General features: G+C 72.7%; 9 protein-coding genes. 6 read left to right on the forward strand and 3 right to left on the reverse strand.

Features of this window, described 5'->3' with window-relative positions:
• Positions 1–28 precede the first annotated feature (28 nt).
• The 3 genes from ACFV1W_RS33355 (at position 29) to argF (ending at position 5,439) form a co-directional block, all read left to right on the forward strand.
• Positions 29–1,603, forward strand: a complete 1,575-nt coding sequence (locus tag ACFV1W_RS33355) for a 3' terminal RNA ribose 2'-O-methyltransferase Hen1 (RefSeq protein WP_380420997.1) — start codon at positions 29–31, stop codon at positions 1,601–1,603.
• On the forward strand, positions 1,600–4,308 hold the full coding sequence (locus ACFV1W_RS33360) for a polynucleotide kinase-phosphatase (protein WP_380420998.1): 2,709 nt from the start codon (positions 1,600–1,602) through the stop codon (positions 4,306–4,308). The genes ACFV1W_RS33355 and ACFV1W_RS33360 overlap by 4 nt, the downstream gene beginning before the upstream one ends.
• A 129-nt stretch (positions 4,309–4,437) precedes the next feature.
• The gene (gene argF / locus ACFV1W_RS33365; RefSeq protein ID WP_380420999.1) at positions 4,438–5,439 is read left to right on the forward strand and encodes an ornithine carbamoyltransferase; all 1,002 of its coding nucleotides are present in this window, start codon (positions 4,438–4,440) and stop codon (positions 5,437–5,439) included.
• A gap of 18 nt (positions 5,440–5,457) precedes the next feature.
• Here the strand turns inward: argF and ACFV1W_RS33370 are convergent, their stop codons facing one another.
• Positions 5,458–5,991, reverse strand: a complete 534-nt coding sequence (locus ACFV1W_RS33370; protein ID WP_380421000.1) for a superoxide dismutase family protein — start codon at positions 5,989–5,991, stop codon at positions 5,458–5,460.
• 81 nt (positions 5,992–6,072) lie between these two features.
• Positions 6,073–6,480, reverse strand: coding sequence for a type II toxin-antitoxin system VapC family toxin (locus ACFV1W_RS33375; protein WP_380421001.1), 408 nt, complete (start codon positions 6,478–6,480; stop codon positions 6,073–6,075).
• A 310-nt stretch (positions 6,481–6,790) separates the two neighbouring features.
• On the opposite strand from ACFV1W_RS33375, the gene ACFV1W_RS33380 reads away from it, so the two are divergent.
• Positions 6,791–6,958, forward strand: a complete 168-nt coding sequence (locus ACFV1W_RS33380; RefSeq protein WP_380421002.1) for a hypothetical protein — start codon at positions 6,791–6,793, stop codon at positions 6,956–6,958.
• Positions 6,959–7,182: 224 nt separating this feature from the next.
• Positions 7,183–9,828: an aconitate hydratase AcnA gene (gene acnA / locus ACFV1W_RS33385; protein ID WP_380421003.1), complete on the forward strand. Its 2,646-nt coding sequence runs from the start codon at positions 7,183–7,185 to the stop codon at positions 9,826–9,828.
• 136 nt (positions 9,829–9,964) lie between these two features.
• On the opposite strand, the gene pepN is transcribed toward acnA, so the two are convergent.
• Positions 9,965–12,529: an aminopeptidase N gene (gene pepN / locus ACFV1W_RS33390; RefSeq protein ID WP_380421004.1), complete on the reverse strand. Its 2,565-nt coding sequence runs from the start codon at positions 12,527–12,529 to the stop codon at positions 9,965–9,967.
• A 226-nt stretch (positions 12,530–12,755) separates the two neighbouring features.
• Between pepN and ACFV1W_RS33395 the strand changes: the two genes are divergently transcribed.
• Positions 12,756–13,388: a DsbA family protein gene (locus ACFV1W_RS33395; protein ID WP_380421005.1), complete on the forward strand. Its 633-nt coding sequence runs from the start codon at positions 12,756–12,758 to the stop codon at positions 13,386–13,388.
• Positions 13,389–13,532 lie beyond the last annotated feature (144 nt).

Consider the following 13,532-nt stretch of genomic DNA (forward strand, 5'->3'; position numbering starts at 1 on the left):
GGCCGTCCGCTGGGCAATACTCGGCCGGGTGTTCATGTCGATCTCCACCACCGGCAGCGCCGAGAGCCCGGCGACGGATCTCGGGTTCCTGCTGCACAAGCATCCCGGCAAGGTCCAGCGCTTCACGACGTCGCACGGCGAGGCCCACGTCTTCTACCCCGTGGCGGGGGACGAGGTCTGCACGGCGGCGCTGCTGCTGGACATCGACCCGATCGCCCTGGTTCGCAAAGGCCGGGGCAACGGCAAGGGGCGGGGAGGCTCGCCCGACTTCGCCCTCTCCCAGTACGTCAACGACCGCCCCTACGCCGCGTCCTCGCTGCTCGCGGTCGCGCTGCGGACGGTGTTCCGCTCCGCGATGAAGGGCGACTGCGCGCTGCGCCCCGAGCTGCCGGGGCAGGTCCGCCCGCTGCGGATCGAGCTGCCGGCGGTGCCCGCGAACGGTGCGGGCGAGGGCGGCGGCCCGGCGATGGTGGCCCGGCTGTTCCAGCCGCTGGGCTGGCGGGTCGAGGCGTCGGCGATCCCACTGGACGAGGACTTCCCGGAGTGGGGTGAGTCCCGCTACGTGCGGGTCGCGCTGGCCTCGGACGCGGTCCGGCTCGCCGACGCGCTCCACCAGCTGTACGTACTGCTGCCGGTGCTGGACGGTGCCAAGCACTACTGGGTCGCTCCGGACGAGGTGGACAAGCTGCTCGCCGCCGGCGAGGGCTGGCTGGCCGCCCACCCCGAGCGCGCCCTGATCGCCCGGCGCTACCTGTCCCGGCGCTGGTCGCTGACCCGGGCCGCGATGGAGCGCCTGGAGCTCGCCCGACTGGCCGAGGCGGACGACCGCGAGGTCGAGGAGATCGACAACGCGGTCGACGACCGGCCTGACGACGAGGACGCCGGCACCGAGACCACCACAGCCACCACTGCCGCCGAAACCGCCGACGCCCCCGTACCGCGGCCGCCCTCCCTCGCCGAGCAGCGCCGCACCGCGGTCCTCACCGCCCTGCGCGACAGCGGCGCGGCCCGGGTCGCCGACCTCGGCTGCGGTCAGGGCGAGCTGATCGGCGAGCTGATGAAGGACGCCCGGTTCACCGAGATCCTCGGCGTGGACGTGTCCGCCCGGGCGCTGCAGGCGGCGAACCGCAAGCTGCGCCCGGCGCGCCTGCCCGAGCGGCAGGCTGCGCGGGTGACGCTGGCGCAGGGCGCGCTGACGTACACCGACGCCCGGCTGAAGGGCTACGACGCGGCGGTGCTGTGCGAGGTGATCGAGCACCTGGACCTGCCACGGCTGCCCGCGCTGGAGTACGCGGTGTTCGGCTCGGCCCGTCCGAGGGCCGTCGTCGTCACCACGCCCAACGTCGAGTACAACGTCCGCTGGGAGAGCCTCCCGGCGGGCCGCGCCCGCCACGCCGACCACCGCTTCGAGTGGTCCCGCGCCGAGTTCGGGGCCTGGGCAGGGAAGGTCGCGGCGGCGTACGGGTACACGGTGGAGCTGCGCCCGGTCGGCCCCGAGGACCCGGAGGTCGGCCCGCCGACCCAGCTGGCCCTGTTCCGCACCGACACCACCACGCCCGGAACCGGCACCACCACGACGCCCGAGGGAGGCGAGACCCGATGACCGACGACACGACCGACCATGCCGCGAACGAGCTCCACGCGACCGACCATGCCGCGAGCGAGCTCCACGCGACCGACCACGCCGCGACCGACGACCGGGCACCCGAGGGCCCCACCGCCCCTCGCCGCCTCCCCGTCACCGACGTCTCCCTCGTCGTCCTGATCGGCACCAGCGGCGCGGGCAAGTCCACCTTCGCCCGCCGCCACTTCCTCCCCACCCAGGTCGTCTCCTCCGACTTCTGCCGCGGCCTGGTCGCCGACGACGAGAACGACCAGTCAGCCTCCGCCGAGGCCTTCGACGTCCTGCACTACATCGTCGGCAAGCGCCTCGCCGCCGGCCGCCTGACCGTCGTGGACGCCACCAACGTCCAGTCCGAGGCCCGCCGTCAGCTGGTGGCGCTCGCCCGCGAGCACGACGTGCTGCCGATCGCGATCGTGCTGGACGTCCCGCCCGGCGTGTGCGCCGAGCGAAACCGCTCCCGCCCGGACCGCCAGCTGCCCGCGCACGTGGTCCCGCGCCAGCACCGCGAGCTGCGCAGGTCGCTCAGGGGGCTGGAGCGCGAGGGCTTCCGCAAGGTGCACGTCCTGCGGGGCGAGGCCGAGGTGGCGGCCGCCGGGATCGAGCTGGAGAAGCGCTACAACGACCTGCGCCACCTCAGCGGCCCGTTCGACATCGTGGGCGACGTCCACGGCTGCCGGTCCGAGCTGGAGACCCTGCTGGTCCGCCTCGGCTACACCCTCACCCGGGACGCCGAGGGCCGCCCGGTGGACGCCGCCCACCCGGCGGGCCGCACCGCCGTGTTCGTCGGCGACCTGGTCGACCGCGGCCCGGACACCCCGGGTGTGCTGCGCCTGGTGATGGGCATGGTGGCGGCCGGCCACGCGCTCTGCGTGCCCGGCAACCACGAGAACAAGCTGGGCCGAGCGATGGACGGCAAGAAGGTCACCGTCTCGTACGGCCTCCAGGAGTCCCTGGACCAACTGGCCGAGGAGTCCGAGGAGTTCAGGGCCGAGGTGCGCGCCTTCATGCGCGGCCTGGTGAGCCACTACCTGCTGGACGGCGGCGCCCTGGTGGTCTGCCACGCCGGTTTGCCGGAGAGGTACCACGGCCGGGCCTCCGGCCGGGTGCGCTCGCACGCGCTGTACGGGGAGACCACCGGCGAGACCGACGAGTACGGCCTGCCGGTGCGCTACCCGTGGGCGGAGGAGTACCGGGGCCGGGCGCTGGTGGTCTACGGCCACACCCCGGTGCCGAGCGCGAGCTTCCTCAACAACACCATCTGCCTGGACACCGGCTGCGTCTTCGGCGGCAGCCTGACCGCGCTGCGCTACCCGGAGCGCGAGCTGGTGGCCGTCAAGGCCGAGCAGGAGTGGTACGCCCCGGTGCGCCCGCTGCTCAGCGACGCGCCGGGGGCCCGCGAGGGCCGTCCGCTGGACCTCGCCGACGTGGCCGGGCGCCGGATCGTGGAGACCGGCCTGCACGGGCGGGTGGCTGTCCGGGAGGAGAACGCGACGGCCGCGCTGGAGGTGATGAGCCGCTTCGCGCTGGACCCGCGGCTGCTGGCCTACCTGCCGCCGACCATGGCGCCGAGCCCGACGTCCCGCCGGGAGGGCTACCTGGAGCACCCGGAGGAGGCCTTCTCCGCCTACCGCGAGGACGGCGTCCGGCACCTGGTCTGCGAGGAGAAGCACATGGGCTCGCGTGCGGTGCTGCTGGTCGCCCGGGACGGCGCCGCGCTGGAGCGGCGCTTCGGGGTGGCCGGGCCGGGGGCGATCTGGACGCGGACCGGCCGGGCGTTCCTCGACGACGAGGAGCTGACCGGCGCGGTGCTGGGCCGGGTCCGCTCGGCGGCCGAACGCGCCGGGCTGTTCGAGGAGCTGGGCACCGACTGGCTGCTGCTGGACGCCGAGCTGATGCCCTGGTCGCTGAAGGCGGTGGAGCTGTTGCGCCGCCAGTACGCCGCGGTCGGCGCGGCGGCCGGCGCCGCGCTGCCCGAGGCGCTGTCGGCCCTGGAGCAGGCGGCCGCGCGCGGACTGGAGCTGGGGGAGCTGACCTCCCGCCAGCGCCGCCGCGCCGCCGACGCCCGGGCCTTCACCGAGGCGTACCGGCGCTACTGCTGGCCGACCGAGGGCCTGTCGGGCATCCGGCTCGCGCCGTTCCAGCTGCTGGCGGCCGAGGGGGTGAACCTGGCGGCGCGTCCGCACGACGAGCACCTGGCCCGGATCGACCGCCTGGTGGACGCCGACGAGGCGATCGCGGCGGCGAGCGGTGACGCGCGGGGGCCCGTGCTGCACCGCACCGGCCGGGTGCTGGTGGACACCGGGGACGAGGCCTCGGTGGCCGCGGCCACGGCCTGGTGGGAGGAGCTGACGGCGGCGGGCGGCGAGGGCATGGTGGTCAAGCCGCTGGCCTCGGTGGTGCGGACGGCGCGCGGCGGGGGCCGCCCGGGCGGCCTGGTGCAGCCGGGGGTGAAGGTGCGCGGCCGGGAGTACCTGCGGATCATCTACGGCCCGGACTACACCGAGCACCTGGACCGGCTGCGGATGCGCTCGCTGGGCCACAAGCGCTCGCTGGCGCTGCGCGAGTACGCGCTGGGCCTGGAGGCGCTGGACCGGCTGGCGGCCGGGGAGCCGCTGTGGCGGGTGCACGAGCCGGTGTTCGCGGTGCTCGCGCTGGAGTCCGAGCCGGTGGACCCGCGCCTCTAGCCGGGGTGGGGGAGGGGAGTCCCGTCCGGGGCTCCCCTCCTTCACCACCATGCTGTATAGAAATTCCAACAATCGTATAGACTTGCCGCCTTCTCCGTAGTCCAGAAAAAGTCACCCCAGGAGCCCGGCATGGCCTTCAACCTCCGGAACAGGCACTTCCTCAAGGAGCTCGACTTCACGCCCCAGGAGTTCCGCTTCCTGGTGGACCTCGCGGCCGGGCTCAAGGCGGCCAAGTATGCGGGCACCGAGCAGCCCCGGCTGCGCGGGAAGAACATCGCGCTGATCTTCGAGAAGACCTCCACCCGCACCCGCTGCGCCTTCGAGGTCGCCGCGCACGACCAGGGCGCCACCACCACCTACCTGGACCCGTCCGGCTCGCAGATCGGCCACAAGGAGTCGGTCAAGGACACCGCCCGGGTGCTCGGCCGGATGTTCGACGGCATCGAGTACCGCGGCCACGGCCAGGAGATCGTCGAGGAGCTGGCCCGGCACGCCGGCGTACCGGTCTGGAACGGCCTGACCGACGAGTGGCACCCCACCCAGATGCTGGCCGACGTGCTCACCGTCACGGAGCACACCACCAAGCCGCTCACCGAGGTCGCCCTCGCCTACCTCGGCGACGCCCGCTCCAACATGGGCAACTCCCTGCTGGTCACCGGCGCCCTGCTCGGCATGGACGTCCGGATCGTCGCCCCGCGGGCCCTGTGGCCGGCCGAGGAGGTGCGGAAGTCGGCGCAGGCGCTGGCCGAGCGGACCGGCGCGATGATCACCCTGACCGAGGACGTGGCCGAGGGCGTGGCCGGCGTCGACTTCCTCTACACCGACGTCTGGGTCTCGATGGGCGAGCCCAAGGAGGTCTGGGCCGAGCGGATCGAGCTGCTCAAGCCGTACCAGGTGTCCATGGACACGGTCCGGGCCACCGGCAACCCGAACGTGAAGTTCCTGCACTGCCTGCCCGCCTTCCACGACCTCGGTACCGTGGTCGGGCGGCAGATGTACGAGGCGACCGGCATGACCGAGCTGGAGTGCACCGACGAGCTGTTCGAGTCGGCCCACTCCATCGTCTTCGACCAGGCCGAGAACCGCCTGCACACCATCAAGGCGGTCCTGGTCGCCACCCTGGGCTCCTGAGGGGCCCGTGCGGGCGGGTCAGCGCGCCAGCCGGATGCAGGCCACCCGCTCGGCCGCCGTGTGCTTACCGGCCGGGGCGCCCGCGTGCAGCACCAGCGAGCGCGCCTCGCCGGGCCGCGGCTGCCAGTCCACCGCGGCCCGCGCGGTGCCCGCGCCCCGCCCGTCGGTGCGCAGCACCAGCCGCAGTTCGTTGCGGTCGTTGGCGTAGGCCGGGTCGGTGGACGGCTGCACCGGGTCGACGACGTCCTGGTAGTGCGGTCCGGAGGCGGCCGGGTCGGCCCCGCAGTCGCCGGCGTGCAGGTGCACCGGGAACTCGTGGCCGGGGGCGAGTCCGGCGACCGCCAGGGTGAGCACCGTCCGCCCGGGCACCGAGCGGTCGGTGACGATCCGGGCGTGCGAGCCGTACGGGACCAGGTCCTCGGCGTAGCTGATCGCGGTCGGCCGGACGAAGGCCGTCGCCGGGTCGAAGGCCGTCTCCGTCACGGAGACCGGCGAGGCGGCGGAGGCGAGCAGCGCCAGCGGCAGCAGGGCGGAGGCGAGCGGAGCGGTCATCGGGTCGGGCCTTCCACGGGCGGGGCGACGGGCGCCCTGCTAACGGGCGCCGGGGCCCGGGGGACACTCCCGGGACGGGCCCTACCGGGCGTCGCGCGCGATCCCCCGGATCTCGCAGCGCGGTCCGCTGGCCCGCATCAGCCGCAGGTCGGCGGTGACCAGCGGCGCGCCGTACCGCTCGGCGACCGCGACGTACGCGGCGTCGTCCGGGGTGAGGTTGTCCTTGAGCTCCCAGATCCGGCCGAGCAGCGGCGCCACCTCGACCTTGCGGACGACCACCTCGGCCAGTTCGCCGGTGAGTTCGGCGACCCGCTCGGCGGTCAGCTCCTTGGCGAGGTAGAGGCCGCGCAGCGACTGCATCACCTCGATCACGATGTGCTCGGGCGCCCACCAGTCGTCGTCGACGGCGAGTTCGGCCCGGGCGCGGTCGCCGCGCGGGCCCTGGTCGGCGAGTGCCAGCACCAGCGCGGACGCGTCCACCACGATCATCGTCGGCCCCCTCTGCCCGTCAGCACACCTGTGCCCGTCACCACAGCGGCCACCGTACCCGGCCGGGCCTCACCGGGCGGAGCCGGGCTCCGGGGCGGTCCTCCCGGTCCTCCCGGTACCGCAGGAGCGAGCACCGCCCGGTCCCGGGCCTGGAGTTCGGCGAGGGCGGCGAGCAGGACGACCCGCAGCGCCGGGTCGTCGGCCCGGCGGATCTCGGGCCAGGCCGCGAAGAGCTCGGCCGGGGTGACCTGGGTGAGGGGGAGGGTCCCGGAGCCGACCGGGTGCGGACGGGAGGAAAGGAGGTGAAGGTATGAGGACGACGACCCTGCTGGCCGACGTCGCCCCCGGGCCGACCGGTGGCCGCGGTGGGGAACCCGTGGTGGTGCTGTCGCCGGCCGCCGCGATCGTGGCGAGGACGGTCCGGCTGAACCGGCTGAACTGGTTGGAGCCCAAGCGCCGCGGTCCGGACGGCCGCTGACCAGCACCGAAACGCACCGGGGCATGCCTGCGATGGTGATGACGGCGGCATGCACTATGGTTTATCTCGACATCGAGATAACTGCCCCTTACGATATATCTCGACATCAAGATACTTGCCGAGAGGCGCTCACCGGCGATGCGGGCAAGGCAAGCCTAAGTAAGGCTGACCTTACCACCGCGTGGCGGCCGGATATCGCACGAAGCACCCAGAAGGAGTCAGTCGTGTCCGCGAACAGCTTCGACGCCCGCAGCTCGCTGCAGGTGGGCGACGAGTCGTACGAGATCTTCAAGCTCTCCGCCGTCGAGGGTTCCGAGCGGCTGCCCTACAGCCTCAAGGTGCTGCTGGAGAACCTGCTCCGCACGGAGGACGGCGCGAACATCACCGCCGACCACATCCGCGCCCTCGGAAACTGGGACGAGAACGCCCAGCCGAGCCAGGAGATCCAGTTCACGCCCGCCCGCGTGATCATGCAGGACTTCACCGGCGTGCCGTGCGTGGTCGACCTCGCCACCATGCGCGAGGCCGTCAAGGAGCTGGGCGGCGACCCGGCCAAGATCAACCCGCTGGCCCCGGCCGAGCTGGTCATCGACCACTCCGTCATCGCCGACAAGTTCGGCACCAAGGACGCGTTCACCCAGAACGTCGAGATCGAGTACGGCCGCAACAAGGAGCGCTACCAGTTCCTGCGCTGGGGCCAGACCGCCTTCGACGAGTTCAAGGTCGTCCCGCCGGGCACCGGCATCGTCCACCAGGTGAACATCGAGCACCTGGCCCGCACCGTCATGGTCCGCGGCGGCCAGGCGTACCCGGACACCTGCGTCGGCACCGACTCGCACACCACCATGGTCAACGGCCTGGGCGTGCTGGGCTGGGGCGTCGGCGGCATCGAGGCCGAGGCCGCCATGCTCGGCCAGCCGGTCTCCATGCTGATCCCGCGCGTCGTCGGCTTCAAGCTGACCGGCGAGCTGCCGGCCGGCACCACCGCCACCGACCTGGTGCTCACCATCACCGAGATGCTGCGCAAGCACGGTGTGGTCGGCAAGTTCGTCGAGTTCTACGGCGACGGCATCGGCGCCATCCCGCTGGCCAACCGCGCCACCATCGGCAACATGTCGCCGGAGTTCGGCTCGACCTGCGCGATCTTCCCGATCGACGCCGAGACCATCAACTACCTGCGCCTGACCGGCCGCGACGAGCAGCAGCTCGCCCTGGTCGAGGCGTACGCCAAGGAGCAGGGCCTCTGGCACGACCCGTCGGTCGAGCCGGTCTACTCCGAGTACCTGGAGCTGGACGTCTCCACCGTCGTCCCGTCGATCTCCGGCCCGAAGCGCCCGCAGGACCGCGTGATCCTGGCCGAGGCCGCCGAGAAGTTCGCCGAGGCGCTGCCGGCCTACTCCGCCGAGGCCTCGAAGCCGACCACCGTCACCGCCCCCGACGGCTCGACCTACGAGATCGACAACGGCGCGGTCGTGATCGCCTCGATCACCTCCTGCACCAACACCTCCAACCCCTCCGTCATGCTGGGCGCCGCCCTGCTGGCGAAGAAGGCCGTGGAGAAGGGCCTGCACGTCAAGCCCTGGGTCAAGACCACCCTGGCGCCCGGCTCCAAGGTCGTCATGGACTACTACGAGAAGGCCGGCCTGCTCCCGTACATGGAGAAGCTGGGCTTCAACCTGGTCGGCTACGGCTGCGTCACCTGCATCGGCAACTCGGGCCCGCTGCCCGAGGAGGTCTCGGCCGCCGTCAACGAGTCCGACCTCGCGGTCGTCTCGGTGCTCTCCGGCAACCGCAACTTCGAGGGCCGGATCAACCCGGACGTCAAGATGAACTACCTGGCCTCCCCGCCGCTGGTGGTCGCCTACGCCCTCGCCGGCAACATGAACATCGACATCACCAAGGACGCCCTGGGCCAGGACGCCGACGGCAACGACGTCTTCCTCGCCGACATCTGGCCGTCCGAGCAGGAGGTCGCCGACACCGTCGCCGGCTCCATCGACGAGGCGATGTTCGACAAGGGCTACCAGGACGTCTTCGCCGGTGACCACCGCTGGCAGTCGCTCCCGGTCCCGACCGGCAACACCTTCGAGTGGGACGCCGAGTCCACCTACGTCCGCAAGCCCCCGTACTTCGAGGGCATGGCCAAGACCCCGAGCCCGGTGACCGACATCGCCGGCGCCCGCGTCCTGGCCAAGCTGGGCGACTCGGTCACCACCGACCACATCTCCCCGGCCGGCAACATCAAGCCGGGCACCCCGGCGGCGCAGTACCTGACCGCCAACGGCGTCGAGAAGCGTGACTTCAACTCCTACGGCTCGCGCCGCGGCAACCACGAGGTCATGATCCGCGGCACCTTCGCCAACATCCGCCTGCGCAACCAGATCGCGCCGGGCACCGAGGGCGGCTACACCCGCGACTTCACCCAGGCCGACGCCCCGGTGTCGTTCATCTACGACGCCTCGCAGAACTACCAGGCGGCTGGCATCCCGCTGGTCGTCCTGGCGGGCAAGGAGTACGGCTCCGGCTCGTCCCGCGACTGGGCGGCCAAGGGCACCGCGCTGCTGGGCGTCAAGGCCGTCATCGCCGAGTCCTACGAGCGCATCCACCGCTCGAACCTGATCGGCATGGGCGTCCTGCCGCTGCAGTTCCCGGAGGGCGAGAACGCCGAGTCCCTCGGCCTGACCGGCGAGGAGACCTTCTCCATCACCGGCGTGACCGAGCTCAACGAGGGCCGCACCCCGAAGACCGTCAAGGTCAAGGCCGGCGACAAGGAGTTCGACGCGGTCGTCCGCATCGACACCCCCGGTGAGGCGGACTACTACCGCAACGGCGGCATCCTGCAGTACGTGCTGCGCTCGCTGATCGGCTGACCCGCGCCAGCGCCCGAAGGGGCCGGACCGCACTGCGCGGTCCGGCCCCTTCCGCATGCGCCCCGGACGCCGGAGGGACCCCCGAACGCCGGAGGGGCCCGCCGGCACGCGGCCGGCGGGCCCCTCCGTCAGCCGGTCAGACCCGGTCGCAGGCCTGCGCCCGCAGGGCGCGGGCCAGGTCGTCCCGGCGCTCCAGCACCAGCCTGCGCAGCGCCGGCGCGGCCTGCGGGTGGCCGTCCAGCCAGGCGTCCGCCTCGGCCAGGGTCTGCCCGTCGGTCTGGGCGATCGGGAAGAAGCCGCCGACGATCCGCATCGCGATCTCGATCGTCCGCTCGGCCCAGACCCGCTCCAGCAGCTTGAAGTACGGCGCCGCGTAGAGGGCGGTCAGGTCGCGCTGGGCGGGGATCGCGAAGCCCGCGCTGTTGGCCTCGACCAGGGCGCTCGGCAGCTCGTCGGAGTCGATCACGGCCGACCAGGCGGCGGCCTTGGCCTCCGGAGTGGGCCGGGCGGCCAGGCACTGGGTGTACTCGCGCTTGCCGCCCGCGGTGTTGTCGGCGGCCAGCTCGCCGGCCAGCTCCTCGTCGGTGGCCTGCCCGGCGGCGGCCAGCGCCAGCCACAGCGACCAGCGCAGCTCCTGGTCGACCTCCAGGCCGTCGATCCGGGCGCTGCCGGCCAGCAGGCCGCGGACCAGGCCGAGGTGCTCGGCGCCGCCCGCGGTCCGGGCGAGGAAGCGGGCCCAGGCGAGCTGGTGGTCGCTGCCGGGGACGGCCGCGCGCAGCTCGTTCAGGGCGCCGTCGGCGAGCTTGCGGGCGCCCTCGGCCCGCCACTCGGGGGCGGCGTACAGGTCGACGGCGGTCTTGGACTGGGCGTGCAGCGACTGCAGCACGCCGATGTTGTCCTCCTGGCCGGCGAAGCGCAGGGCCAGGGCGACGTAGTCGCGGGCCGGCATCAGGCCGTCCCGGGTGAGGTTCCAGACGGCGGACCAGGCGAGCGCCCGGGCCAGCTCGTCGTGGATGTCGCCGAGGCCGGTGCGCAGGGTCTCCAGCGAGTCGGCGTCGAAGCGGATCTTGCAGTAGGTCAGGTCCTCGTCGTTGAGCAGGACCAGGTCCGGGCGGCGGCGGCCGGCGGCCTCGGCGACGACGGTGCGGGCGCCGGTGACGTCCAGCTCGATCCGCTCGGTGCACAGCAGGGCGCCGTCGGCGTCGCGGTCGTACAGGCCGACCGCGATCCGGTGCGGGCGCAGTACGTCGCCGTCCTGGAGGACGGCCAGCTCGGTGATCCGGCCCTCGGCGTCGGTGGTGACCTGCGGAGTGAGCGCGTTGACCCCGGCGGTCTGCAGCCAGGCGGCGGCCCAGCTCTTCAGGTCGCGCCCGCTGGTCTCCTCCAGCACGCCCAGCAGGTCGCCCAGTTCGGTGTTGCCGAAGGCGTGCCGCTTGAAGTAGCGGCGGGCGCCCTCGAAGAAGGCCTCCGCGCCGACGTACGCGACCAGCTGCTTGAGGACGGAGGCGCCCTTGGCGTAGGTGATGCCGTCGAAGTTGAGCTTGGCGTCCTCCAGGTCGCGGATGTCGGCGGTGATCGGGTGGGTGGTGGGGAACTGGTCCTGCCGGTAGGCCCAGGCCTTGCGCTGGTTGGCGAAGGTGACCCAGGCGGAGGAGTACCGGGTGCGGGCGCCGATCAGGGCGTAGGAGCCCATGAAGTCGGCGAAGGACTCCTTCAGCCACAGGTCGTCCCACCAGCGCGGCGTGACCAGGTCGCCGAACCACATGTGCGCCATCTCGTGCAGCACGACGTTGGCGCGGGACTCGTACGCGGCGTCGGTGACCTTCGAGCGGAAGACGAACTCCTCCTTGAAGGTCACGCAGCCGGGGTTCTCCATCGCGCCGATGTTGTACTCCGGGACGAAGGCCTGGTCGTACTTGCCGAAGGGGTACGGGTAGTCGAAGGTCTCGTGGAAGAAGTCGAGTCCGAGCTTGGTGACGCCGAGGATCTCCTCCGCGTCGAAGTGCGGGGCCAGCGACTTGCGGCAGAGCGCGGCGAGCGGGATCTCCAGGGCGGTGCCGTCGGGGAGTTCGCGGCTGTAGTGGTCGTTCACGACGTGGTACGGGCCGGCCACCACGGCGGTGAGGTAGGTGGAGATCGGCGCGGTCGGCGCGAACTCCCAGGTACGGGCGCCGCCTTCGGTGCCCACGGTCTCGTGCGCGGCGTTGGAGCGGACGTCCCAGGCCGCCGGGGCGGTCACCGTGAAGGTGAACGGGGCCTTCAGGTCGGGCTGTTCGAAGTTCGCGAACACCCGGCGGGCGTCGGCCGGCTCGTAGTGGGTGTACAGGTAGGTCTCGCCGTCCGCGGGGTCGACGAAGCGGTGCAGGCCCTCGCCGGTGCGGCTGTAGGCGCAGTCGGCCTCGACGGTGAGGACGTTCTCGGCGGCCAGGCCGTCGACGTGCACCCGGGCGCCGTCGTAGGCGGTGGCCGGGTCGAGTTCGCGGCCGTTGAGGGTGACCGAGCGGACGGCGGGGGCGAGCAGGTCGAGGAAGGTGCCCGTGCCGGGCTGGGAGCAGCGGAAGATGATCGTGGTGGCGGAGCGGAAGGTGGTGGCGGCCGGGTCCGGGGCCGAGGTCACGTCCAGCCGGACGAGGTAGCCGTCGACGGCCAGGACGCCGGCTCGCTGTTGCGCTTCCTCGCGGCTCAGGTTCTTGCCCGGCACGGCGGTACTCCTTTGTCCGGCTCGCACGGTGGTGCGTGTGTGGGTGGTGCGGGTCCGCGCGCGGGGTCCGTCGCGCACGCAGGGGCATCCTTTCACGGCCTCCCCGGCCGGTACCATTGCACAGGCCGCCGCGCCCGGGCCGGAATCAGCGGCGGCGCGCGGGTGTTGGGGTCCGGGTGGGGCCGTGCCCCGCCGCCTCGGAACACCTCACGAAGGACGAGACCCAGTGACGACTGCCGCTGAGCGCAAGACCGCCGACTTCTGGTTCGACCCGGCCTGCCCGTGGGCCTGGATGACGTCCCGCTGGCTGATAGAGGTCCAGCAGCTGCGTCCGGTCGACGTGAACTGGCACGTGATGAGCCTTTCGGTGCTCAACGAGCACCGCGACCTGCCGCAGAACTACCGCGAGCTGCTGGACAACGCCTGGGGCGCGGTGCGGGTGTGCATCGCGGCCGCCCAGCAGCACGGCGAGGAGGTGCTGGGCCGGCTCTACACCGAGCTGGGCCTGCGCTTCCACAACCAGGGCCTGCCGCAGAACCGGGAGACGGTCGAGGCCGCCCTGGCGGCCGCGGGCCTGCCCGTCGAGCTGGCGGACGCGGCGGACACCGACGCGTACGACGAGGCCCTGCGCGCCTCCCACAAGGAGGGCATCACCCTGGTCGGCGAGGACGTCGGCACCCCGGTGATCGCGGTCGAGGGCGCGGACGGCGAGCGGGTCGCCTTCTTCGGCCCGGTGGTCACCCCGGCGCCCAAGGGCGAGGCCGCGGCCCGGCTGTGGGACGGCACCCTGCTGGTGGCCTCCACCCCGGGCTTCTACGAGATCAAGCGCACCCGTACGGCGGGGCCGTCCTTCGAGTAGGCCCGCGAGCAGGCCCGCGAGCAGGCCCGGACGAACGCGGAAGGGGCCCGGCACCACTAAGGTGCCGGGCCCCATCCGCGGTTAGCCCGGGTCAGGCCCCCGGCCCGTCCCCGCGCGGGGTGGGGAGGGCGGGCGGGATGAGCG

It is taken from the genome of Kitasatospora sp. NPDC059648 (assembly GCF_042734825.1).
Classification (GTDB): domain Bacteria; phylum Actinomycetota; class Actinomycetes; order Streptomycetales; family Streptomycetaceae; genus Kitasatospora.